Origin of the sequence: Vibrio sp. AND4 (assembly GCF_000171815.1) — a bacterium.
Taxonomy (GTDB): Bacteria; Pseudomonadota; Gammaproteobacteria; order Enterobacterales; family Vibrionaceae; genus Vibrio.
On the sequence record NZ_ABGR01000003.1, the window covers coordinates 62711 to 86100 of the forward strand.

Annotated in this window: 25 protein-coding genes; 14 read left to right on the top strand and 11 right to left on the bottom strand. The window is 43.1% G+C overall.

Features of this window, described 5'->3' with window-relative positions; genetic code table 11:
* Positions 1-45: 45 nt before the first annotated feature.
* A complete protein-coding gene (locus AND4_RS05530; protein WP_009841935.1) occupies positions 46-504 on the bottom strand; it encodes a transcriptional repressor in 459 nt (152 codons plus the stop codon).
* Positions 505-679: 175 nt separating this feature from the next.
* Here AND4_RS05530 and AND4_RS05535 point away from each other — a divergent pair, with 175 nt between their 5' ends.
* From AND4_RS05535 to AND4_RS05550, 4 genes are all read left to right on the top strand, one after another.
* Complete coding sequence (locus AND4_RS05535; RefSeq protein WP_009841936.1) at positions 680-1537, top strand: patatin family protein; 858 nt, start codon at positions 680-682, stop codon at positions 1535-1537.
* 256 nt (positions 1538-1793) lie between these two features.
* A complete protein-coding gene (locus AND4_RS05540) occupies positions 1794-2003 on the top strand; it encodes a cold-shock protein (RefSeq protein ID WP_009841937.1) in 210 nt (69 codons plus the stop codon).
* Positions 2004-2264: 261 nt separating this feature from the next.
* A complete protein-coding gene (locus AND4_RS20575; protein WP_009841939.1) occupies positions 2265-2474 on the top strand; it encodes a hypothetical protein in 210 nt (69 codons plus the stop codon).
* Between the two features lie 63 nt (positions 2475-2537).
* Positions 2538-2678 (top strand): hypothetical protein, encoded by a 141-nt coding sequence (locus tag AND4_RS05550; protein WP_009841940.1) that lies wholly within the window; start codon positions 2538-2540, stop codon positions 2676-2678.
* A 395-nt stretch (positions 2679-3073) separates the two neighbouring features.
* Here AND4_RS05550 and AND4_RS05555 read toward each other — a convergent pair whose 3' ends face one another.
* Together AND4_RS05555 and yghU are read right to left on the bottom strand one after the other, a co-directional pair.
* Entirely contained in the window at positions 3074-3481 is a 408-nt protein-coding gene (locus tag AND4_RS05555) for an SPOR domain-containing protein (protein ID WP_009841941.1), read from the bottom strand.
* Positions 3482-3782: 301 nt separating this feature from the next.
* Positions 3783-4643 (bottom strand): glutathione-dependent disulfide-bond oxidoreductase, encoded by an 861-nt coding sequence (gene yghU / locus AND4_RS05560; RefSeq protein ID WP_009841942.1) that lies wholly within the window; start codon positions 4641-4643, stop codon positions 3783-3785.
* Positions 4644-5034: 391 nt separating this feature from the next.
* On the opposite strand from yghU, the gene AND4_RS05565 reads away from it, so the two are divergent.
* The gene (locus AND4_RS05565) at positions 5035-6237 is read left to right on the top strand and encodes a DUF3103 domain-containing protein (RefSeq protein WP_009841943.1); all 1203 of its coding nucleotides are present in this window, start codon (positions 5035-5037) and stop codon (positions 6235-6237) included.
* A gap of 231 nt (positions 6238-6468) precedes the next feature.
* On the opposite strand, the gene AND4_RS05570 is transcribed toward AND4_RS05565, so the two are convergent.
* The 7 genes from AND4_RS05570 to fabG form a co-directional block, all read right to left on the bottom strand.
* Complete coding sequence (locus AND4_RS05570; RefSeq protein ID WP_009841944.1) at positions 6469-6828, bottom strand: DUF805 domain-containing protein; 360 nt, start codon at positions 6826-6828, stop codon at positions 6469-6471.
* Positions 6829-6977: 149 nt separating this feature from the next.
* Entirely contained in the window at positions 6978-7460 is a 483-nt protein-coding gene (locus AND4_RS05575; RefSeq protein WP_009841945.1) for an RDD family protein, read from the bottom strand.
* Between the two features lie 198 nt (positions 7461-7658).
* Positions 7659-7955, bottom strand: a complete 297-nt coding sequence (locus AND4_RS05580) for a YkgJ family cysteine cluster protein (protein WP_083796267.1) — start codon at positions 7953-7955, stop codon at positions 7659-7661.
* A gap of 504 nt (positions 7956-8459) precedes the next feature.
* Positions 8460-8624: a hypothetical protein gene (locus AND4_RS20230; protein WP_009841948.1), complete on the bottom strand. Its 165-nt coding sequence runs from the start codon at positions 8622-8624 to the stop codon at positions 8460-8462.
* A gap of 400 nt (positions 8625-9024) precedes the next feature.
* Positions 9025-9225 (bottom strand): hypothetical protein, encoded by a 201-nt coding sequence (locus AND4_RS05590; RefSeq protein ID WP_009841949.1) that lies wholly within the window; start codon positions 9223-9225, stop codon positions 9025-9027.
* A 119-nt stretch (positions 9226-9344) separates the two neighbouring features.
* Positions 9345-9557, bottom strand: a complete 213-nt coding sequence (locus AND4_RS05595) for a cold-shock protein (RefSeq protein ID WP_009841950.1) — start codon at positions 9555-9557, stop codon at positions 9345-9347.
* A gap of 326 nt (positions 9558-9883) precedes the next feature.
* Positions 9884-10603: a 3-oxoacyl-ACP reductase FabG gene (gene fabG / locus AND4_RS05600; protein ID WP_009841951.1), complete on the bottom strand. Its 720-nt coding sequence runs from the start codon at positions 10601-10603 to the stop codon at positions 9884-9886.
* A gap of 415 nt (positions 10604-11018) precedes the next feature.
* Here fabG and AND4_RS05605 point away from each other — a divergent pair, with 415 nt between their 5' ends.
* Together AND4_RS05605 and AND4_RS05610 are read left to right on the top strand one after the other, a co-directional pair.
* Positions 11019-12503: a DUF1800 family protein gene (locus AND4_RS05605; RefSeq protein ID WP_009841952.1), complete on the top strand. Its 1485-nt coding sequence runs from the start codon at positions 11019-11021 to the stop codon at positions 12501-12503.
* Positions 12504-12508: 5 nt separating this feature from the next.
* On the top strand, positions 12509-13855 hold the full coding sequence (locus AND4_RS05610; RefSeq protein WP_009841953.1) for a DUF1501 domain-containing protein: 1347 nt from the start codon (positions 12509-12511) through the stop codon (positions 13853-13855).
* 139 nt (positions 13856-13994) lie between these two features.
* On the opposite strand, the gene AND4_RS05615 is transcribed toward AND4_RS05610, so the two are convergent.
* Complete coding sequence (locus tag AND4_RS05615; protein ID WP_009841954.1) at positions 13995-14864, bottom strand: helix-turn-helix domain-containing protein; 870 nt, start codon at positions 14862-14864, stop codon at positions 13995-13997.
* A 204-nt stretch (positions 14865-15068) separates the two neighbouring features.
* Here AND4_RS05615 and AND4_RS05620 point away from each other — a divergent pair, with 204 nt between their 5' ends.
* The 7 genes from AND4_RS05620 to AND4_RS05650 all read left to right on the top strand — a co-directional run bounded on the left by AND4_RS05620 (position 15069) and on the right by AND4_RS05650 (position 23314).
* Positions 15069-16217: a PLP-dependent aminotransferase family protein gene (locus AND4_RS05620; protein ID WP_009841955.1), complete on the top strand. Its 1149-nt coding sequence runs from the start codon at positions 15069-15071 to the stop codon at positions 16215-16217.
* Between the two features lie 436 nt (positions 16218-16653).
* The gene (locus tag AND4_RS05625; protein WP_009841956.1) at positions 16654-17682 is read left to right on the top strand and encodes a hypothetical protein; all 1029 of its coding nucleotides are present in this window, start codon (positions 16654-16656) and stop codon (positions 17680-17682) included.
* Between the two features lie 285 nt (positions 17683-17967).
* Positions 17968-18678: a lipoate--protein ligase A gene (locus tag AND4_RS05630; RefSeq protein ID WP_009841957.1), complete on the top strand. Its 711-nt coding sequence runs from the start codon at positions 17968-17970 to the stop codon at positions 18676-18678.
* 538 nt (positions 18679-19216) lie between these two features.
* Complete coding sequence (locus AND4_RS05635; RefSeq protein WP_009841958.1) at positions 19217-19651, top strand: DUF4402 domain-containing protein; 435 nt, start codon at positions 19217-19219, stop codon at positions 19649-19651.
* A gap of 66 nt (positions 19652-19717) precedes the next feature.
* Positions 19718-20152 carry a DUF4402 domain-containing protein gene (locus AND4_RS05640; protein WP_009841959.1) on the top strand — a complete coding sequence of 145 codons (435 nt, stop codon included), beginning with the start codon at positions 19718-19720 and terminating at the stop codon, positions 20150-20152.
* Positions 20149-20841 (top strand): molecular chaperone, encoded by a 693-nt coding sequence (locus tag AND4_RS05645; protein WP_009841960.1) that lies wholly within the window; start codon positions 20149-20151, stop codon positions 20839-20841. Before AND4_RS05640 ends, AND4_RS05645 begins: the two co-directional genes overlap by 4 nt.
* A gap of 43 nt (positions 20842-20884) precedes the next feature.
* Positions 20885-23314, top strand: coding sequence for a carboxypeptidase regulatory-like domain-containing protein (locus AND4_RS05650; protein ID WP_241210245.1), 2430 nt, complete (start codon positions 20885-20887; stop codon positions 23312-23314).
* The last annotated feature ends 76 nt before the right edge of the window (positions 23315-23390 follow it).

Genomic DNA, 23390 nt, shown 5'->3' on the forward strand with positions numbered 1-23390 from the left:
TGGTGGTGAGTGCGTAGGTAAGAGGACATTCAAAAACAAACATATCTACTTGGGTTTCGCGCAGTCATCACAAACACCATTGATCTCTAGTTGAGGGCTGATAACGGTGAAACCTTTTTCTTTTGCATGGGATTGCAGACCATGAATCAAGGTTGGGTCGATGGCTTGCTCACTGATTTTGTTGCACTCAGAACAAATGAGGAATTGGGGCACTCCATGCTCGTGCTCGCAGAGAATATGAGAGCAAACGATGTATTTATTGGAGGCTTTAAGCTTATGAGCTAAGTGCTCGCCTTCAAGAAAATCCAAGATCCGATAAACTGACATAGCCGAAATATTCTTATTGAAATGGTTTTTGCAATAATCCACCAATTCATAAGCAGAAAGGGCATTATCAGCATGGAGCAAAGCTTGCAACACCAGTTTCCTTTGCGAAGTTAACTGCTTCCCTTGAGCTTTAAAACTAACCTCTACATGCTCAATAATGGCGTCAATATCGCTCATTCTCACCTCACACAAGACACACACCGCTGAATAACATTCATAATTGTTATGTTATAACATAAATACAAAATTCTTCAAGATAACAACCAAGCGAAGACAACTTGGGGAGTAGCATTAAATCCGTTACTCTAATGGGATAGTATTTAAATCAGAATAACCGAAACGGATGGCTAGGATGGAACAGGTTGGTTCTCGAGCGCTGATTGTCGAAGGAGGCGCAATGCGCGGGGTATTCTCCTGCGGCATACTCGATCACTTCATGGAACAAGACTTTTCCCCTTTTGACAGCTTTTGGGGCGTCTCGGCTGGCGCAAGTAACTTAGCGGCTTACCTCGCAAAAATGCCGGGCAGAAACCTCAAGATCTACCTAGATTACAGCCTACGCAAAGAGTTTATTTCACCCACTCAATGGATACGTGGTGGCGATATGATGGATTTAAATTGGATGTGGGAAGTCACACTCAAAGAGCTTGGCATTGATAGGTCAGCGCTTTCTGCCGATCCTCGGCCATTCTTTTTAGGTGTCACTCGCCAAGATAACGGGCAGGCAGAATATCTTACGCCTTCTGTAGACATGCTGGCAGAAACCATGAAAGCCAGCAGCGCGTTACCGATCATGTACCGCGATGGTGTGTCATTAGATGGCGTAAAATATGTAGACGGTGGTGTAGCGGATGCCATTCCTGTTGCCGAAGCCATCCAACGAGGCGCAACAAAAATCATGGTATTAAGAAGCCGCCCTGCCAGTTATCGTAAATCCAAACCCAAGTTTGCAAAACTCATTTCTCGTTTACTGAGAGATCATCCGGCGTTGGTCGAGCCAATGCTTACACGTCATATTCGTTACAACCAGACTTTGGAATTAATAGAGAATCCACCCGCTGGCATTGAAATCATGCAAGTCTGCCCACCAGAAGGCTTTAAGTTAAAGCGTTTAAGCCGCTCACCCGACCCTTTGCGTGAAGCTTATGAAATGGGGGTTAAGCAAAGCAAGCTCGCCATTGAACGCTGGAAGAAAACCGTCAAAGGTTAAGGTAGTCCTATTACCTCCATTTTTTAGCACGAGAAGAAATTGAAAATAAATGTAGCTATTTTCTAAAAAAGAGGTAATATTGAACGCGGCTCTAAAAAGAGTTGTTAATGCTACATTTAGTTTAAGTTCCTTCTCAGTAACACCTTGAATCTCTGATTCAGATACCTGCGTAAAACTTCCTCTTGATTGCACATTCAATAGCTTAAAAAAAGAACCAACCAAAAACGTATATTATTGTTTAAATTCAGAGGTTTTTATGTCTAAAGTAACTGGTTCAGTAAAATGGTTTAACGAATCTAAAGGTTTCGGTTTTCTAACTCAAGATGATGGCGGCAAAGATGTATTCGTACACTTCAACGCTATCGTTTCTGACGGTTTCAAAACGTTGGCTGAAGGTCAGAAAGTAAGCTTCAAAGTAGAAGAAGGCCAAAAAGGTCCTCAAGCTACTGAAGTGACTCCTTTATAAGAGTCCTTTCTTGGTGCAGTACTCCTTTGCTGCACCAAACACCCCTCTCTCCTTTCTAAAATTCCTCATTATTTAACTCAGCAAGTGTACTTTTGCGCGAGCTTTTGCTGCCTGAAATAAATAGGCCGCGAACCAATCTAGTCATTATTGGAATTATATTTACTTAACATCAGGAAAAATCATGCAGAAAAGAACAGGTCGTCAAAGACACTGGTATCAACTATTTATTAAAGAAAAAATCACTAAAAAACAGGAGAATAAATGATAGAGATTAAATTCCATTTAAACCACCCCGACATTTCTTGGAACGCTAAAATTCATCAGCTTAATGGTGATATATTAATGCGCCATATATTGCCAAAACTCCAATCCACTCGTTACCTCATAAACTTTAAATACTGTGAGAAAACCAACTCTGGCGACATTCTTTGTGACGCAGGTTCAAAGCTAGGAAGTTTTATTATTAAATAAATCAATTTCCATGCATTAATGCATGATTCAGAAATTTTAGAAGAAGTTCCTCAGGTAAAAACAATGGCAAAGAAATGTAAAAAACAGAGCGCACAAGAAAAAAAAGCCTCTGAACAAAGTGCAGCAATGATTAAGCAGCAAACTCGCCGCAGAATTGAGGATATCATAGATCAAAGAGAGTTCGACAAAATGTTCAACCTATAGTGGCATTTTCCTCCTACTCTTTTATTCCTCCTCCTCTCTATCTACAACATTGACATGCAAGGTATCGCTCACCCTTCCTCAGCTAAAAATGGGCAACGCACAATAACCTAGATAGAAATTCCATTATTGCTCGCATTGGGATATTTGCTCTCGGCTCCTCAGGTGTACGCTGACAGCATAATTGTCATACCATCGATACATTATAAAGTTCAAAGATACTAATAATCCCTAAGAACTTTCCATCTCCCCATCAACCTGACTACATCTCTAAAAGTTCGAAGATATTTGGGCGATCCAAACTCACGTTATTTACACCTACGTTGGGTAGATGAGAAACAGCCCTGTCGACACATCGCAAAGCTCTAAATCCTGTATCTTGAAGTCAGTTGGGTATGTTAACGCATGCGCACGACACTGGTTTCTTGCTTACGCTGCATTTCAGCGAAAGTCATAACAAATGGAGAAGATTGTTTAACCCGGCTTGGCAATGAGGACCGCGCATTGTAAGCATCCTGCTTCGTTTTAAAGTCTCCGACAGTGACGGTATACCAACGAGTGCCACGACTATTCTTCCAATTCACCCAAACTGGGTGTTTAGAATCGATGTAGCGAATGTACTCTTTCACGTCTTTTTCTTTCTTCAACGCCAACACCTGCATGGTGTAATGGTTTGGGTTTTGGTATCCATAAGCATCTTGAGATGACATCACCCCCATACACTGCCCAGTATTGACAGTTCCATGCTGTGGCATAACACAGCCAGTAAGTGACATGGCCAAGGTCAAAGATAGAATCTTGCGCACGCATAACTCCGTTTTTATTCTGAAGATTTCTCTTAATGAGTTTCAAAATAAAAGGGCGACCATTTCGCTCACCTTAGTAAATTTAATATCGGACAATTTTTAGTTCACTGGCTATGAATATTGAGCTAATACCATAAAAAAACCCCAAGCTCGTGTGAGTTGGGGCGATAAAAGCAAGGAGTTAATGGTTAAGGGATACTCGCTTACTGCTAAAACAGCGTTATCATCCCTTTGTTACGCAGTTCTCCTTAAAAGCGATCAAAAAGGTATACCGTGGCATCCCTTTTTTCTCTGAGAAGTATTATTGCGGTTTCTTCATAAGTGCCGCGTCAATGTCTGCTGCACTATGGCGCTCTGCGACTTGATCCCACTCTTCACCCCAAACACGGTTAACAATACGACCACGTTGCACGGCTTCACGTTGATCAATGACTTTTGCCCAACGAACAAGGTTCTTGTAACTGGCTACATTTAAAAATTCGGCTGCATCGTAAATTCGACCTAATACTAGGTTACCGTACCATGGCCATGTTGCGATGTCGGCTATACTGTAATCGTCACCCCCCAGAAATTCACTATTCGCAAGCCGCTTATCTAATACATCTAACTGGCGCTTGATCTCCATGGTAAAACGGTTGATTGGATACTCAAACTTCTCTGGGGCGTACGCATAAAAATGGCCAAAGCCGCCGCCTAAGTATGGCGCAGAACCCTGCAGCCAAAATAACCAGTTCATGACCTCAGCGCGCTTCGCGCCCTCTTTTGCCAAGAAGTGACCAAACTTCTCCGCGAGGTAGAACAAGATGTTGCCGGACTCGAAAACGTTCACGGGTTCAGCACCTGAACGGTCAACCAAAACAGGAATCTTCGAGTTCGGGTTTACAGATACAAAACCAGAACCAAATTGATCACCATCACCAATCTTAATCAGGTATGCGTCGTATTCTGCTTCTTGCACGCCGACGGCTAGTAGCTCCTCAAGCATGACCGTTACTTTCTGACCGTTTGGTGTACCCATTGAGTAAAGCTGGAACGGGTGATTACCAACAGGAAGCGCTTGCTCATGACGGGCGCCGGAATCCGGACGATTGATACTCGCCCACTGACCGCCACTTTCGTTATCGTTTGTCCAAACTTTTGGTGGAATGTATCCGTTAGCCATCGTTATCCCTTTTACGGTTGAATGCTTATTAACATTGACGCATCTAACACGCCAACAAGCATGCTGAAAATCTTCCCTCTACCATCGACTTTGGGCATGACCAAAATGTTAGATTACACCCTTTGTTGCCAATGAGGTGCTTACCTTTACGTCAAGTAACGAACACCAAAGCAGACGGTTATCCAACAACTCACTGGTGATGAATTTATCAACTGCTAAATATCAAGTTTATCTCTAATTAATTCTATAAGAATACATTAATTTGAGACTTTGTTCCGCACACTGAAACAAAAAAAAGCGGCTAAGTTTTATACAAATCTTGGTTGTTGATAAGTTAGTTCTTATAGGGTGAAGGCTCTATTAATGATAGAAATTAAAATAAGGACTTTTTATGAGAGCATCTTTTTCAATCTTCATAGCGCTTTCTGCAACAGTTGTTGGGTTCTATTCTCATGCAGACAGTATCAATACAACCGGCTCATCAGTGACTTCAACCAAAGCTATTGTACAAAAACAGTCATTAGCATCGCTTATCAGTGAAAACTACGCCGATCTTGAGTCTTCTTTAAGGAAGCAAATCACCGAGAATAGTTTATCTATACCGATAGACAAGTTGAACTCTATCCAGAACCGTTCCAATTTCTCTATTAAAATGCAGAGAGCCGATCTTAACTATCGTAAGATGAGAGGAATTAGCGACTTCGTTGATTCCGTCCTTGAAATACGCATCGCTGATGAAACCATGGTTGAAGCTTGGAAAGAGGGGGTAAGTCCGCTGTTTGCATACGAACCGCCTGGTGATGAGGCCAACTGGCAGTACATCGAGGCGTATGACGTTAATGGGCAAGTTCATGAATTAGACCTCTACCAAATGCCTAACGTCCCCGTATTTGTTATTGATAGCAATGGCAAAAAAGAGCTCAAAGCAAGCCTTATGGCCATGCAAGCAGAGATGAATCGGCTCGGTATCACGACCCAAATCAATGCTGATAATGCTTACGTTGACACCAGCTCCGCGCAAAAAAAGCCAATTAAAAGTAACACACATCACTCGCTATCCGAACAGGAAGAGCTCAATACGACTCAGCTTACGAAAATTCGTTTAGCGGTAGATAACGAGCCTTGGATCTCTGGTAGAGCAGAAATCTATGCGATTGTGACTGGTGTCGACGCGAGTCGCGTAGCGCCACAGATTGATCTGGTCGAAATGCCCTACTTGGATTACGATAAGCAAACCTACTACCCAAATCAAACCATCATATTTTGGCCTCGTTATCGCTGGGGGGCAGCCGACATCATTCTGATGGAGCATGATGATGGTACCAATTACAAAGATCTCGCAAAACTATTAGTCAACGGCGCTGAAGAAGTACTGAAAATGATTCCGGACCCAGAAGTACAGGGGTATGTCATCATTCCCCAGATCACCAGTAAAATCATTGAACTAATACCTGATCACATATTGACTAACGATGATGACTTCGTGGACGTGTACTACACCCTGTTACAGAAAAATTCTTATGATGATCGTCCAGGCGCGAGTGGAAACGCAGTAGCATCTTTTGAGTCAGTCACCATATTACCAACCGAGTAACTTTCTGATCCTTTAATCGGTCAATAGGTTCTCACTGTTTAAGCTTATGTCGCTACCTGATGAGATAGTTAGAACAAAAAAAGCGCCTTTCCTAGAAACAGGAAAGACGCTTTTTCTCTTCGAAATCTACGCTCGCTAGAGCTCGTTTTGGCTAGGAGTGATGATAAAAAACCGCTAGCTCGCACACATTAACTAGACCACAAACACGAGCATCGAATCTACATGGAATAGTCAGGCAATTGAACCGTCCGCTTCTTTTGGATCTGAGCCATATTCATTAGTACCTTTATCACCCTCTGTAGCTGCAAAGATAATAAGTACAATCAATCCGATAAGCGGGATAAAACTAATTAACACCCACCAACCAGTTCGACCAATATCATGTAACCGACGGACTGAGACCGCAATCCCAGGAATGAGAACAGCTAATCCATAAATAGTGCCAATAAATACCGTACCAAGTAACCCGTCGATAGCCCCAAGCACCAAAGAGAAAATAAGGTTAAACAGAAAAAACATCCAATATTCTTTTCGTCTCGCTCTTCCACTGAACAGCGCGTACTTTTTCAAAACAGTCAAATACCAATCCATTTTTATTTCCTCTTTATTAATAATCTTACTTAGCGCCCAATTAAAGCGTGCGCAATTCGTCCCAAACCATACCACCAAAAAACAAGTTCAATAATGGAATCATAATACTAAATAAAGGCCATCGCTTTTAAATATGTTTTATGCCAGTTTTAGGAAAACTCAACCTCGTGAGTTTTTTTTCGTGCTTTTTCACTAATAACGACTGTGTTAGCTAACTTGTCATGCCAACCTTGTTTACGCCTATCCCACGCAACCCACAAGATGCCAAGCCCAAGTGGCATCCCCGCTATAAAGTAGCCTAAATACCTTATGGTGCACTGTCTAAGTGTCGGCTTCTCTCCAGTTTTCGCATCCACTATTCTTGCAGAAATCGCTATTTTACCGGGTGTTGCCTGGCGATATAACCAAAACCCAATGATTGCAAGCAATGGGAAAATCCAACTTAACATCAGATCAGTAACACCTTGCACTAAGTCGTCGCTTTCAAAGTATGCCCAACCGTATACCGCCACCAAAATTGGGTACGTTAAGGTGCATATTATAACGGTATCAATAAGACTAGCACCAACTCGGGGCCAAAAGCCCGAATACTCATATAAATCGCTCATTTTGGTTGGAGCGTTATCATTCATATCATTTACCTTGTATATAACCAATGTAACCAAATGATACTTAATGCATTTATGATCTCAAGATGAATATGAAATAAATAACACTTCAACTCGGATAAAGGCGATATATTGCAGACCGTTCAATGTGCCACTGACAAAGTTTGCTATCGCTCTAGATTGGCACCTAGACTGCCTTTAACCAAACCTTAACAATATTATTTAGATGTATTTATCTCGTTCATCCAAGCATTCATCTGAGGCCATTTCGAACTCGCGGCATATCCAAGGGCGATTTTCATAGATAGTGCACATAAGGGTATCCCTGTCGAGAGCGGCGCACCATCCATCATACAAACGCTTCATTGTCTCACCACCATACTGATCTCGTTTTATAAATTGCTCTGGTACACCTGTATCAGAAATGATCATGACTTCCAGGCGGCAACAACATGCTTTACAGTTTGAGCAAGATACTTTGAAGGAGTCGTTCGGCTCAGTAGTGATGGGTATGTTCATAGGTAGCTACAGTTCGTTTAATTACACATAATACCGTAAATCAAGAACGATTGATCTTCATTTATGAGATTAACTATCTTGTCATTGGTTTCGCCATAAAAACAGGCAGGTAGAGTATGATGATACCAACACCGAGGAGAACAATGAAAAATAGTAATAGTGTGAGGTTTAGGGGCAGGATTAAATAAATCCAATCATTACCTTTAAAATCAGTAAGTTAATTAAAAATCAAAGTCGAGTGACGCTTGGTGTAAGCCAGATCTAAAAGGTAAAAGGTGACGTTTGACAGCAATCAAAAGTCGTTTGGCGTATCGTGAATAAATACGCAAACCTGATTAGTTTTGCGTAAAAGCTTCTGACACAGTTTAATTTGCTTCTCTGACAGGGCTTGTTTACGGTTAAGTTGGTCAAGAAAACCTGAAAGCATGTCTCTGTCAAAATTACTCAACTTCTCCGAGTATAGGAGCAGTGTCGTATTTATAAGTTCAGGGAGGTTTCTCGAACTCACAATCCCCACTCCTTATCCCATTCCCTTTGTTCCTCAATCTCTTCTATGCGTTTGCGAACCCCCATTGTTTTTAACTCTTCAGGTATCCGCTTAATCCCTTTTCCTTCGGGATTAATACTAAATTGCTTCTGCTTTTTTGTTGGTTTAGGTAGCTTACTCACATATCACTCTATTTTGGTTGTTAACTGAATTTAGCACCGCGCATGTGTTGACTGGAAAGGTATCAGACACCACACAAATGAGGATAGCAATGGATAACAATAATTCAATGACTTTCCGATGATTAGATAAGTACGGATTAGGTCAAGCATTGTAGATGACATAAAGACAGACTTCTAAGAACAAACAGCTTGCCTGTTATTTAGCAAACTATTTATTCTAATATCTTGAGAATGCTTTTTGCGCCATAAATTCTGATTATGGCATACACTCTTAATATACTACGCTTAATGTTTATCTTTATCCAAACCAAATATATCACTGACAACATTGATGCTTATCAATATATAAAATTAGCTATTCTACAAAGAATATTAGATGGCTTAAAGTAGGATAAAGCTTTTATTTTTTATTTATGTATCGCTCAGCATTTGCAAAAAGTCTATCGCATACTTTTTTCTGAACTAGATATTCTGGTGAACCTTCGGTCATTGAGTCAAGATTTTCTTTCGCTTCCTGATACTCTTTTACCATCAGAGCAAATCGCTCTTCAAAGTTGTTTTTTTGGGTTTTCTTACTCGATTTTCTTGCTGGTTTTCTCATGTAGCTTCTTACCTTACTAGAGCCCAAAGTTAATTTTTATTATTTTTCTGGTCTTTGGAGTCTTAATTAACACTATAGTAAAAAGGTCTCATCGATAGAAGAGACCTTTTTAAAAATTCTTACGCTGGAGTAACGTTGCCTGCTTGTGGGCCTTTATTACCTTGCTCAACATTAAAAGAAACCTTTTGGCCTTCAGTTAATGTTTTAAAACCTTCACTAGCAATTGATTTGAAATGAACAAATAGGTCAGAACCACCGTTATCAGGAGTGATGAATCCAAAACCTTTTGATTCGTTAAACCATTTTACTGAGCCAGTTGTTTTATTTGACATAATATATCTCGATACATTGATTAAATTAAATAGAAAGCTACCAAATAAGGAATGAAGAATAAGGTATCGCAGAATGGGTATGACGAATTTAATCGAAAAACTGAGAAGATCTTGAACTAAATATACTATTAATAACTCACCGTTTGAGCTTGCGTCACTATACACTAAGTGAAAATAATAGATATGTATTTCTTTTTTTATTTTTAATCCATTTAAAATCAACAGCTTAAAAAGTGGCATTCAGGTGGCTTTGAGGTGCCTAGTTCAGCAATCAACGAAACACCCTTACTGTGAAGGGTGTTTGTCATCTAAATTTTCTTGGTTAGCTATAGCACTAAACCCCCGTCGATTTTGAGCACTTGCCCTGTAATATAAGCGCTCTTGTCTGAAGTGAGGAAAGAGACACCATTGGCAATATCTTGCACCGACCCCATCCGACCTAATGGGGTTTTGTCCTCCATCATTTGAATGACTTTTTCTGGCAAGTTCTTAGTCATGTCGGTAACAATAAAGCCTGGTGCGACACAATTTACGCGAATCTGGGCACCCTTTCTTGATAGTTCTTTTGCCCAGCCTTTACTCATCGAGATAACACCGCCTTTACTTGCGCCGTAGTTACTCTGACCGATGTTGCCGTCTGTACCCACAATAGAGGAGATATTGACAATACTGCCAGCCCCATGCTCTAACATCACAGCGGCGACACGTTGAGTAAGTAAGAATACTGCTTTTAAATTGACGTCAATCACGCTATCCCAATCTTGCTCTAGCATATCTGGTAACAGCGCATCACGCGTAATACCCGCATTATTGACCAGTGCATCGATTCTTCCATGCTGCTTTACGATACTGCCTACGACTTCGCTGACGCCTGCGGCATCACATAAGTTAACTTGATAACTGCTTAGCTGAGCCGACTGGCTCCATTCTATCGGTGATACATCCAGCCCAACGACGTGGAATCCATCCTCTAGTAATTGCTCGCATATGGCTTGGCCAATACCGCGAGCCGCTCCAGTAACGACTGCTACCTTTTCCGCTTTCATCTTGGTCTTCCTTAAATGTTGAGATTACAAGTTGCTTTTCCCTGGCGTTTTTCATTTTTATGCCTAGCTGCACTTCCCATACTCAGAGGTTTGCATACTGACTTAAACCATAACAACAGTCTGGGAGCCAGATGTGAACTAATCAAGACAGCTTGATGATAATTTGCGAAATAACAAATTTCAGTTGTCGATCTAACAACGCAACAAAGACGCTTTTATTGCACTGCTCACCTTTTAATTTTGCCCGATGGAACTAGCGCCCAAATTGTGCAGCAAAGTCACAATAAAAATGTGGTTTTGTTGTTTTTGTTAGCAAAACTATCGATTACATTTAAAAAGTATGGCGTACTTTTAAATGTAATCGCAAAAATGGACGCCTTACTAATACAGATAACAAAAACTAACGAGAGCTAAAATGAATCAGAACTACACAGATGCAGCAAGAACATTGCTTCAATGCACGTTCGGGCCATCCCAACGCGACATTAATGATCTTGTTCAATCAGGGAATATCGAAAACTGGGTCAATCAACAAACGCTTATTGCCCCATCCTCTTGGTTGGCTCATTTTGAGCAAGATGAGCTCAAAGTTCCGAACTTATCACAAGGCTTGTATTACGCCAGCAGTTGGACGCGCATGACGGTAGAAGGACAGGATATCTTACGCCAGCGCATTGCGTATACCCTATCTCAACTGTTTGTCGTTAGTGTAAAAGATCCCGCGTTTCGCTCGGTTTCTAGACGTCGTTACATGTGTAATTACTTCGATGGGTTACTTGACAATGCCTTTGGAAACTTCCGTGATGTGATTCGTTTTGCATCGAAGTCGCCAATAATGGGTGAGTATCTAACGTTTGTGAATAACGTGTCTAACGAATTTACTGCGCCAGATGAGAACTATGCTCGTGAGCTGTTGCAGTTGTTTACGCTAGGCCCAGTTAAACTGCGTAATAACGGTGAAGTACGTTTGGACAAAGAAGGTAACGAAGAGCCTTCTTACACCCAAGAAGACATCGAACAACTAGCGCGTGTATTCACTGGTTGGAAGTTTATTGATATTCGCGGAGACGAAAAATACAGCCAGCCAATGTTGCCACGCGGTGAACACGACATGGGCGAAAAGCGTATTCTTGGTAAAACCTTTCCAGCAGGTGTGGGAGCAGAGGAAGAACTGGAAGCGGTGATCGAACATTTGATGAACCAAAATACGCTCTACACCTTTGTCACTAAATTCTTCATCAACAAGCTTGTAACCAGTAACCCAAGGGCTGGCTATATTCGCCGTGTACGCCGCAAGTTCAAACGCTCTGATGGCGACATGAAAACCCTAGTGATCGCAATTCTCACTGACAGAGACGCCCTTCAATCTGGCAGCACTGTCGGGAAGTTACGTGATCCGATGACTGTGTTTACGCATGCCATGCGTGCATTACAAGTGAAGCGCCGTGAGGGCGTGATGATGTGGCCAAAACAGTTCAACGGGTATAGCCGAATGTTACCGCTGTCTGCGCCTTCTGTCTTTTACTATTACCAACCAGATGATGCACCGAACCATCCTGATTTTAATCATCTGGTTGCGCCAGAACTTAACGTATACCAATGGCATGACATCTACCAATACGGCATTCAGTTTCGTGAGCTTATCGCTCGTTTCGAGGAGGAAGGCAAAGATTGGTACATGGATGAGACGCTGTTTAGCCGCTACTTAGCGTTTGATGACGAAGGCGTTGTGGATTACCTCAACGAACATTTGTTTGCTTACCAGATGAGCCTGCAAGCTCGTCAATGTTATCTCGATTACCTCGCTCAGTGTCCAAGCCGCCAATCTAAATGGCGCAAAGAGATTAAGAATCTCGTTATGAACGCACTGCTTTCACCAGAATTCATCATACAGGGATAATCATCATGAACTTAACACGACGTCGCTTTTTACAAACAGGTTCTGCTGGTGTAGGCGTATCTGCACTTAATCTTGCTGCCTTTCCTGCTTTTGCAACCTCATTCAATCAGTGCAAAAACGGCTATCGCGCCGTGGTAGGTATCGACCTTGCAGGTGGTAACGATGGCTACAATATGCTGATCCCAACCGCCGCCCCTGCGAACAGCCAATACCAAGCGCTGCGCGGCAACTTAGCTTTGGATGAGACGAGCTGTATACACTTAGATGCTGTTAATGATAAAGCCAAATTGGCATTAAACCCTGCCATGGCAGCACTAAAAACCTGTTGGGATAATGCTAGCCTTGTCCCCGTTGTGAACCTAGGTACGCTAACACAGCGCGTGAACAACGTGGTTTACAGCAAAAATACTCGCCCCGCTCACTTATTCAGCCACTCGCATCAATCGACCATGGTGCAATCTCATGCGACCCAGTCTCTGTCAAAAGAGGGGTTTGGTGCGAAGACATCGACAGAGCTCGGCACCATGCTGCGAAGTTTAAATGAGCTGTCACCTATGTTTGATATTGGCGGCACGCAAGTTTGGACCAACTGCATTGACGCACAATCTAACTCCGTCGGCTCACAACCACCTAGCGATATCTTTAATGATCAACGATCGCGAGGTCTGTTTGATCAGCTTCAAAGCACAGCCAGTTACGATAATGTTTTTCAGTCTCACTATGCCGGTGTCGCGGTGGACTCAACCAGAATGTATCAAGAGTTCAGCGCCATTTTGAATGCCGAGATTACCGACATTTTCCCAGAGACACGCATCGGTAAGCAGCTAAAAGCGGTATTTAAACTGCTACTGCACAAAGATCAGTTCCAGCATCCTGCTCAGTACTTTAGTTGTAAATTAGGCGGGTTTGATACCCACTCTGCGCAAATTAGTCGCCAAACGGTTTTGCTACAAGAGTTGGCAGAAGCCATGGCTGCGTTCCAATTAGCACTAGAAAACAACGGCCTTTATGACCAAGTGACAACCTTCACCCATTCCGAATTTGGTCGTACTTTGATTCCAAACGGTACCGATGGTACGGACCACGGTTGGGCAAGCCACGCATTGGTCATGGGTGGTGGTGTAGCAGGAAAGGCGATTGTGGGTGAATATCCAGATTTATCTGATACAAGTCCTTACTTGCTCTCGCGTGGTCGTGTCATTCCGACCATCTCTTCCGATCAGCTTCATGCAAGTCTAATGGCATGGTTAGGGCTATCTGAAACAGGCATTAATCAATTATTCCCTGCGCTAGATAACACTTTGGCTGATTCAATCAAGCCTCAGACCCTCCCTTTGTTCAAATCTTGCTAATATAGAAGAAGATAAACGAGTAACTAAGCAATTTATTAATAGTATGCATGGTTACTAATAAGAAAAAGCAGTGCTAACCAAAAGGCTCCGTTCTCGCGGGGCCTTTTTATCATTTTGCTTGTGGCCAGGCTGTCTTTCTTCAAAAGAAGCCTATCGGTAGATAAAAATCTAACTCAAATACTTCTTCATGATTAAGAAAATGGTTTTTGTGATAATGAACGTATGCTGGCGTTGAACGTTGCTTAAAGCCCGAGTGCGGTAACCATTTCTCCAATACCATGCTGATCTGCGGTAACAATTCACCATACACACCTGTCAGTCGAAATACCGCATGTAAACCACCCGGTATGGTCATTTGATTCACAACTCCGCGATACTGAAGCGGCTGGTCAATCGCCATGCACGCCACGTAACGGCATTTGTCCAAATCAACCCATGCAGGGTTAGAGTGATGCAAACCGTATTGAGTCGAGAAGTCACGGTGCTCTGAGTTAGCCCAAGCTTTTAACACCAGCCAAGCATTGCGGATAGAACGGTTGTAGCCCTCATGCCTTACATAAGCGGCGAGGCGTTGTGGCACTTCAATAATTTTGGGCTCTGGTAACGCTCGCCTAGCCACTCTGTGATAGCCCGCCGCGACCTCTGGGTCTTTTAAGTAAGGTTTCTCTGCCACTTGCAAATCATGTTTCCGCCAAGCACCAGGGGACAGGTTAAAAGACGCTTTAAACGCTCGACTGAAAGACGACACCGAGCTGAAACCACATTTATTGGCAATCTCCAGCACCGATGATTTGGTATCGAACATCAACTGGTTTGCGGCGTATTCCATTCGCGTTCGACGAACGTATTGATGGATTGATTCCCCGACGGTCTCTTTAAAGATACGATGAAAGTGCTGCTCAGAATATGCGGCTATATCAGCAAGTTTTTTAGCGGGCAACTCTCTACTAATGTCTTGATGAATGTACGACAACACATCATTGATTCTGGAAATCTGTTGCTGACTCATAAATTGATACTTTGATTAATTAGCATAAGTGGACATGTTTAACAGCATAAATGGACACACCAAGAATGGCAATTACCATATAATGTTAATTCAAACCCGACCAATCACAGGAAGTTGTAACCAAGCGTTCTAATAAGCGAGAGTTAACTGTTATTTACTTCGATTGGTACAGAACCAAAATAAAAAATACGAGAAGCACAACACATGGAAATCGCAAAGTCACTGCAAAAAGTAAAGTCATCATACATTCGAGAGATCCTCGCTGCTGCTAGCGATAAAAACGTCATATCACTTGCTGGCGGCTTGCCCGACGCAAAAACCTTTCCAATCGACTTAATGAAGCCAACCCTAGAAAACTTGGCAAACATGCCGGAGGTTTTCCAATATGGTTCCACCGCCGGTTACGCCCCACTGCTTGAATTCCTAAATGGTTATTTCACATTACCTGAAACGCATACTGCAATGGTCACCACTGGCTCACAGCAGGGTTTGGATCTTATCGCGCGCGCTTACGTAAACCCAGGCGACAAAATCGTAATGGAAGCACCGAGCTACCTCGGTGCGATGCAGGTCTTTGGCTTAGTTCAGGCAAACATAGTGACTGTCTCTCAAACAGAATTTGGTCCGAATCTTAAAGAGCTAGAACAGTGCTTCGCGGAACAAAAACCGAAAATGTTTTATGCCGTACCTGATTTCCATAACCCAACAGGGGTTTGCTGGGCACTAGAAACCCGTCAGAAAGTCGCAGCGCTTTGTATCCAATACAAGGTGACTTTTATTGAAGATGCGCCCTACCGCGAGTTGCGTTTCTCTGGTGAAGCACTGCCGCTTGTGTCGGATTTTTGCCCTCAGCATTCCATTGTATTGCGTTCATTCTCGAAAATCGCTTCTCCGGGCCTTCGCATCGGTGTGGTAACCGGTAAAAACTCTTATCTAGAGCCGCTGATCAAAATCAAACAGGGTGCGGATCTGCATTCCAGCGTACCAATGCAAGCACTGCTGCACGGCTTGCTGCAACACGATAATTTTGAAACCCACATCACCACCATTTGTCAGCTCTACAAGTCACGTTACGATGTGATGTACGCCGAGCTAGAAAAACAGCTTCCTAACTATTGTGTATTGAAACCTGTTGATGGTGGCATGTTCGTATGGGTGGAAATTCCAGAATGCGACACATTTGAACTCGCGAAATCACTGTTAGCGAATGGTGTTGCCGTCGTACCTAGCCCTGTGTTTTATCCAGAGGGGTCCAATGCGCGAGCAGCACTGCGCCTTAACTTCACGAATGCAACGCCTGATGAGCTTAAAATCGCCGTGACGCGTTTAGCCCATGTGCTGAACGCGCTGTAATATCAATCACACCTTAAAATATCTTCACCTGCCTTTGAGATGCGAATTAAGTCTCAAAGGCAAGGTTGCAAAAAGTTCCCCCGAAAATTTATTTTTTTCTCTCTAAATCAACTCTCTACGTTAAGTGCCTGTTTTCGTTTGATCCTCTTACCGTCGCAAAAAAGAGACCTTCATCACACATTTGATGCCTTGAAAAGTTACGTCTATCTTTCAGGAAAAGGCATCGACCTTGCGGCACTGTCAATTATTTCAAAGGTTTTTGGGCAAGAGGGCTAATCACTATCTAACATCCCTCGGGATCCGCCAACTCATCATTCTGTGAATGATGTGTACTGCAAGGACGCAATTACAACCATTCTGAATGTCGCCATGCCAACCCGTGATTGGACTGTCGCACGTCGGCTTAGCGCATCATATTACAGAGGGGTTTATCAGGATGAAGATTCGACCACCAAGAGGGCTTGTTATCACAGGCTTGACCACCATACTGTCTCTCGCAGGCGCCCAATCAGCACACGCGAGCAATTCACCAAACTGCAGCGACGTACTTGCAGGCAACAAAACCGCCGTGTCGCAGAAAATGACCGTGTTACTGGGTGAAGACATCACACAATCCAACCTTGTGACGACCGTTGTTCCAGCAAAGAACAATCCATTCGTCACAGAACAACTGGTTTCAGTTTCTAACGATGTGTCACCCAACGGTTTGCTACCGAAGAAGTCTCTACAGGAAATACAGCAGGTCCGCGAAAACATTAAACAAGCAAGCATTGAAGTGAGCAAGCTACAAAGTACCTTTGAAGTCGCGTTCGTCAGCCTTATCGACGGACATTGTCAGTTCTCAACCAATAGGCTCACCGCGAACGCTAAGATTGATTTTGACCACTTAGAAGGTCTATCTGCCTATTCTATTCCCGCACTTTTGACCATGGTCGATAAGTCTTACGCTATGGCCGAATCTCGCATAAAAGCTGAAAAAACAAATGCGGCAGAATTGGAGCGAGAGAAAGAGAGGCAACGTGAGAGGTTAGCTGCTGTGACGGCCGCGCGTTATCAGGATGCGAACGTATTGGTAAGAGTTGAGAAATTTGATGGTTCCAATGTGATCTTCTCTGTGACCAATCTTGCATCTGATGGCGAGTTACAACCGAGTTTCAATACCTTTAGAGCCTATCAAACCGATAAGGGTGAGTTGATTTACAAGTCGGAATCGCTGCTCAGTCTCATCGATCACCAAGGGAACGGCCTCAGCACCATTGGCATCGCGGAGCTCAGCCCTAGCAGCGGAACCGAGGTAACCATCTCCCCAGGAGAAACTCGCAAGTTCATTACCAGCATCAAATCCGAAGTGACGCCAGAAGCAAAATTGCACTTAAAGTTCCCAGCAAAAGTGCTTAACACCGATGAAGCCTTCACCCTATCCTTTACAGATTCTGTTGCGATGGCGACTGCAGGGTTAAATTAGATGGCAAAGACATAAGATCGCCAAGATGGTATCGCTGTATCGAACCCATTCTGTTTCTTTACAGCAAATATCAACACAAAAGCAGGCTTTATCGTCTGCTTTTCTTTTGGTTTTACACTGGTGAACATTAGCGAACAACAAAAGTCGTCATGCTTTCCATCGCCGTCTGTTCAACGATTTTTTTATTAATTTACCAGCGATCAATCGATGAAAAACTAGAACATTATTGGATTTCGTGATCAAATTAGAGTAACACTGAAGAGTAGACGAAAAGAGGACATAAATTTGGCCGCCAAAAATAAACTCATCCGTTATCAGTCCATTGAAGTCAGTGATGTCTTCAGTAAAGAAGATGAGTTAGTCAAACTCGTACAAGCGGATCAACTCTCCCAAGTATTGTTGTTATGGCAAGTAAAAAGCCCAACACTGGTTCTTCCAGCAGGAAAAAAGTGGCCTATTTCGGACGTGCTTGAGCAAGCTCTTGAGGACAAAAACTGGAAACTATTCTCAAGAAAAACAGGAGGCGCGCCTGTCCCACAAGTTCCGGGAATTATTAATCTCTCCCACATTTACCACTGGCCAGAAAACCAGCCGTACGATATTAAGAAGGCATATCTTGATTTGTGTGACGTTCTCACGTCCTTCTTTGAACAGCTTGGGGTCAAGGTCGACGTGCATGCGACACCAAACTCCTATTGTGATGGCGACTACAACCTAAACATTGGTGGTCAAAAAGTGGTGGGCACAGCGCAACGCGTATTACTGAAGAAAGGTGGCGGACAAGTGATACTTTCTCAAGCCTGTATCCTCATTGATGCCGATGTTGAAAAAATCGTCGAGCCGGTAAAACTTTGCAATCAAGTATGCGGCCATACCAATTCTATTCGCGGTGATGTCCATACAACTCTTTTTGACCACATTCCGCAAACGACTAGTGTGGATGGCTTGTTCCAACGTATCACTCAAGCTTTCTTAGATCGCGTAAAGCAAGATTAGTCACTCTTGAAAGCCCCATACCTTTTGGGATCAAAGCGCACGGATAAGCCCCTCCGGCATTGCTTATCGAGTATCGATTTTCCTTACATCACCATACGGGTTGAGCCCTATTCAGCACCAGCACCAGCACCATATTATAAGTATGTGATGTTATAACAGAGATTAATTTTAATTATTTCTCAACCATTATCTCTTAATTACTAAAACCTATATTAAGATCCTCTTCATTAAAGGTTGGTAATATATATTAAATAATATTCACCTTATTTTTATGCAACCAATAACTTGACAGTGTTTTTATGGTTAATTCGTAAAAATATTTTTAACTGCAATATAAGATTAGCTTAATTAGCAACCACTAATGGCTTATGTGACCGCTGTTTAAGTTATTTATATATAAACCATTTAATAACAGAAATATTTTTACAAATTATGCTTTATGTGTATTTTATTTACCTGACAAATACCATAACCCCAGTACCATTTGTCTCATGTATAGGAAATTTTTTATTCACGCTAAAACATAACAGGTAAATAAATGAATACATTTGTAAAAATTACTACGCTATCTGCTCTCACCCTTTCATCTATGAACACTTTTGCCGTGAGCGATACTTTTGACGCGACTCTAGAAGTAAAACAAGCAATCACTATGACCAGAACGTCGAATCTTGATTTCGGTATTATCACTTCAGACCGTACGGCAGATGTTGTGATTGCTCAAGGCGACGCGGGCGCTGCGACCTTTAATATCGACGGTGGTGCCGGTGAAGTCGTTGATGTTGCTATCGCTGGTACTAACCTTGTAAATGGTGCAAACAACGTTGCAGCGACCTTTGACTTTTCTCCTACACTAACGCTAACGGGCGGCACAGCAGAGCTTAAAATTGGCGGTACAGCACAAGTATCAACAGCAACACTTGTTGCTGGAACGTACTCTGCAAGCGTTCCAGTTGATGTTACTTACCAGTAATCAATAGTATCGTTTAATGAAATGGCGGCAATAATATAGTGCCGCCATTATTACTATTAGAATATCATGCTATTAAAAGTCAATTTTTATTTAGGGTTATTTTTATTTACCCACCAAAGTTGCTTGGCATTGACGATCGTACCAGAAAATATGGGTATCTCTTTTCCAGGAATATATTTATCTGGACGAGGACAAAATGCGATTTCTAATCCTGCCCACAATCAACTGTATGTTGTCCGTTTTTATGTTGAAGGTCAACCAGGTAAAAAAATTATCGTCACCGTACCTAATAACCAATATCTTAATCATAACAAGTCATCTCGAAAAATTAAGATACGTCGAATTTTTTACGGGTGTGGCTTATCTAAACGCGGGCGCACAAAAATAAACAGCAATGGAAGAAGCAAATTGCTATGTATCGGCGCAAAGATTCGGATAGGCGCAAAAATTCCAGCTGGCAACTACTCTGGCACCATTCCTTTTGAGGTTAATTATCGATGAAGCACTTAATTCTACTGCTGGCAACAGTGATCATCTCGCTACCTATTCATGCGCAACTTTTGATTGCTCCGACGCGCTTGGTGCTGAATGCAGATCAGTCGGTGACAGAGAAGATTATCGTCGAAAACAGCTCGGACAAACCCATTCGACTTGAAATCAAACCGGTTTATCGCCCTATTACTTTGAGAGGCGTCACCCGCACCGCTCAAAACATCGCGCAAACGGAAGATATTGCGGATTGGATTAAAGTCTCTCCACCTGTCATTCGTGAATTAAAGCCAAACCAACGACGCACCATTCGCTTGAGATTTAGCGCTTTGCCTGCAGATAAAGCCGATGGTGAATATAGAGCGTATTTGTGGTTCTCTCCGATCACGTTGGCCCAAGGCAAAACCACAGACGCTCAAAGCACAGGCCCCTCTTTCAATCTCGACTTCAGAGTGAACAGCTATATCCCGGTTTACGTACAACGCGGCGAGATAAAACAAGATGTGTCCTTCCAGTGCAACAGCGGCGAGTTACGCATTCAAAATAAAGGTAAACATCAGTTTAATGCCATATTAAACATTGAAAATATTCAAGAAAAGTTTGTACTACTTAGACAGTCAGAGCTTGTGAGAACGCTACCGGCTAAGACTAAAGTTCTTATCACACAAGACGAACAATCACTACACGAATGTACCTTGTAACCTGTCTTACATCGATTCACGCACCGAGCCCAATCTGACCAGAATGAGACTGCATTACATTGGGCTGTGCTTGTCGATGATCTTCGCCCTATCCTTTCCTTCATCCGCCAAAGAACCATCTCAATTGGCCTTGTACCCTGCACACATTGAAGTCCGGCTAGGCAATGTAGGAGACAGTTTTTATCGTGTCATGATGGACGATGAGGAAGAGCCCTACCTGCCTATCGAGAGCAGTATTGCTTACTTATTAGAAATGCATGGAGATTGTGTTCAACAGCGATGTGAAATTCACTTGCCACAGGACGTGGCACGAGAGACTCCGGCCTTCATTATCGACCTAGCACATGGTGTGTGTTACCGGTCTAACTCCTCACAACAGCCTATTCAGGTCCTCAATTATGAACAGGAATGGCTTATCCACTGGCGTAGCCTTAACGACTGCTTGCCCGTTAAAGCTCGTTGGTACATCGAAGACTATCAACTTATCATCGACAAGGGCTATAAGTCTCCCTCAGAGCTGGAAGAAGAAATTCAAAAGCTAAAACGCGACTCCCGAGAAAAGGCCAAACAACTTGAAAAACTGGCACGACAACCCGCAGTCAGGCCATTATCAACGCTGGGATTCTCCACACGCCTTTCCGCAACCGCGTCATATGAGAGCGATAACAAGGAGGGAGGCTACCTTCTCTCTGACTCGCTGATGAGCACCAAAAACTGGATAGGTCAGCTGTCTGTTGACTCACGGGAAGATCAACCTGTGGCTTACTACAACTTCACGCTCGCCCCACCAAACAATAGTAATCAAGTTCAACTCGGGCATGTGTTACTAGATGGTGGCCTCTACTCCAACCCTGTGATTCTAGAAAATGGTTTTCACTACACCAATCATGAAACAACACCTAAATTTGGCGATCTGCAACTTGAGCGAGCAACGCAGCCAAACATCAACATCGATGTGTTGGTCAACGGGATTTATCAAAGCTCGTATCGCTCTGATGATTTTGGGCGCTTTGTCATCGAAGAGAACAATATCGCACCAGGTGACACACTCACGTTTCGCTATTACTTGGCGAAAGGCGTTTGGCAACAAGAGGAAGTCGTTATCGCAGGCTTGGATGGAGGTTTCCTTCCGAAAGGAAAGTGGGGAGTAGATGCCATCGTCGACTTTGAAGACGCCAAAGTTGGAGCGGGTATCATAGAGTACGGCATAGATGACTATCTAACCTTTGGAACCACCGCGTTAATCGCGGAACACGACACGCTGTTGGCTTTCCAAACACGTTACCTTCTGAGCCACTGGCTAGCCATGCAAGTAGGTTGGATTCCTGAATTACAACACTTCCCTGTAGAGCTAGACATGCAGTTTGGCCGCGCCCAATCGTTAAGCTTAGAGCTCAACAAGTCTGTGAATCTCACACGGAATTCTGACTTGTATGACGCCTTAAAATACAGCTATTCAGGCGATTACTATAACGCCTATCTGGATCTAAGGCATGAAGACGGTGGCTATAAAATCTCACCTCAAGTCAGCATGAGAGTCGCTCGTAATCTTTTTCTCCGCTTTGAATCTAATTACACCCACGATAAGAAAGCGAGTGTCGACGACTTCTTACATACTATCGAACTCGCCAAAAATGGCTTTTCAAATACCTCATGGCGTGTGAAAGGGGCATGGGATAAATCCGGCTCTCTAGAGCAGACTGAAGCTTCATTACGAAATATTTGTACCGATTGCTGGCTCAACCACGGGCAGTACTTCGAGGAAGTCATGTCGAGCCTGTCTGCCACCTATAACAATAGCGATCTCGAATTGTCCGCAATGGTCGAAGTCCGAGTGAACTCAAACTTCAAAATCAAACTGTTTGGCAATCATGAACATTACGGTGTCGAGCTTACGACAGAAGCTGCGGCTCGCAGCCATTTCGACGACAACATTGCCGAGCTGTTAGATTGGAGCAAATACAGTTACGCAAAACTTGTCGGCACCGTCGTCGACCAACAAGGCAACGTAATCCCGAATGTGAGTCTGCGCGTACTTGACCAGTTCGCCATGAGCGATGAAAACGGTGAGTTTGTTTTTCACCAAGTCCCTGCTCACCATAATCTCTCCATCCACGTTGATGAGAGTGCACTTGACCTTAACTTAACTGCGCAGCGTAACCCCATTCTCGTCAATACGCGCCAAGCAGGGATCACACAAATATCCGTGGTTTTGATCGCCTCTTTTGGCGTTGATGGCTTGATAGAAGGCCATCTCGAAAGCAACAGTTACCTGCACTTTAAACACATGGCCAATGATATGGAGTTCTCAAGCAAGATTGAGGAGGATGGCTTTTATATGGTGGAAGGGCTAACGTCCGGCCTCTATCTCATTACTTTAGAAAACGGCCAAGAAAAAAGAATGATGCAAGCGCATCTAGACAATGAATTTTGGATAAGCGGACTTAACTACCAAGTATCCGACTTCTATTGAAGAGCTAACCATTAAGAATGCTGCTGATTTAAAAGACAAATATACAGAGCTCGGCATCACAGACCACTCCCCCTTT

Bases quoted from the DNA above. Each gene is read 5' to 3' on its own strand.
- AND4_RS05540 (WP_009841937.1), top strand. From the start codon at position 1,794: ATGTCTAAAGTAACTGGTTCAGTAAAATGGTTTAACGAATCTAAAGGT.
- AND4_RS05565 (WP_009841943.1), top strand. From the start codon at position 5,035: ATGAGAGCATCTTTTTCAATCTTCATAGCGCTTTCTGCAACAGTTGTT.
- AND4_RS20575 (WP_009841939.1), top strand. From the start codon at position 2,265: ATGATAGAGATTAAATTCCATTTAAACCACCCCGACATTTCTTGGAAC.
- AND4_RS05535 (WP_009841936.1), top strand. From the start codon at position 680: ATGGAACAGGTTGGTTCTCGAGCGCTGATTGTCGAAGGAGGCGCAATG.
- yghU (WP_009841942.1), bottom strand. From the start codon at position 4,643: ATGGCTAACGGATACATTCCACCAAAAGTTTGGACAAACGATAACGAA.
- AND4_RS05550 (WP_009841940.1), top strand. From the start codon at position 2,538: ATGGCAAAGAAATGTAAAAAACAGAGCGCACAAGAAAAAAAAGCCTCT.
- AND4_RS05590 (WP_009841949.1), bottom strand. From the start codon at position 9,225: ATGAGAAAACCAGCAAGAAAATCGAGTAAGAAAACCCAAAAAAACAAC.
- AND4_RS05570 (WP_009841944.1), bottom strand. From the start codon at position 6,828: ATGGATTGGTATTTGACTGTTTTGAAAAAGTACGCGCTGTTCAGTGGA.
- AND4_RS05575 (WP_009841945.1), bottom strand. From the start codon at position 7,460: ATGAATGATAACGCTCCAACCAAAATGAGCGATTTATATGAGTATTCG.
- AND4_RS05595 (WP_009841950.1), bottom strand. From the start codon at position 9,557: ATGTCAAATAAAACAACTGGCTCAGTAAAATGGTTTAACGAATCAAAA.
- AND4_RS05580 (WP_083796267.1), bottom strand. From the start codon at position 7,955: ATGAACATACCCATCACTACTGAGCCGAACGACTCCTTCAAAGTATCT.
- AND4_RS05615 (WP_009841954.1), bottom strand. From the start codon at position 14,864: ATGAGTCAGCAACAGATTTCCAGAATCAATGATGTGTTGTCGTACATT.
- AND4_RS05625 (WP_009841956.1), top strand. From the start codon at position 16,654: ATGAAGATTCGACCACCAAGAGGGCTTGTTATCACAGGCTTGACCACC.
- AND4_RS05645 (WP_009841960.1), top strand. From the start codon at position 20,149: ATGAAGCACTTAATTCTACTGCTGGCAACAGTGATCATCTCGCTACCT.
- AND4_RS05620 (WP_009841955.1), top strand. From the start codon at position 15,069: ATGGAAATCGCAAAGTCACTGCAAAAAGTAAAGTCATCATACATTCGA.
- AND4_RS05605 (WP_009841952.1), top strand. From the start codon at position 11,019: ATGAATCAGAACTACACAGATGCAGCAAGAACATTGCTTCAATGCACG.
- AND4_RS05610 (WP_009841953.1), top strand. From the start codon at position 12,509: ATGAACTTAACACGACGTCGCTTTTTACAAACAGGTTCTGCTGGTGTA.
- AND4_RS05635 (WP_009841958.1), top strand. From the start codon at position 19,217: ATGAATACATTTGTAAAAATTACTACGCTATCTGCTCTCACCCTTTCA.
- AND4_RS05640 (WP_009841959.1), top strand. From the start codon at position 19,718: ATGCTATTAAAAGTCAATTTTTATTTAGGGTTATTTTTATTTACCCAC.
- AND4_RS05530 (WP_009841935.1), bottom strand. From the start codon at position 504: ATGAGCGATATTGACGCCATTATTGAGCATGTAGAGGTTAGTTTTAAA.
- fabG (WP_009841951.1), bottom strand. From the start codon at position 10,603: ATGAAAGCGGAAAAGGTAGCAGTCGTTACTGGAGCGGCTCGCGGTATT.
- AND4_RS05650 (WP_241210245.1), top strand. From the start codon at position 20,885: ATGAGACTGCATTACATTGGGCTGTGCTTGTCGATGATCTTCGCCCTA.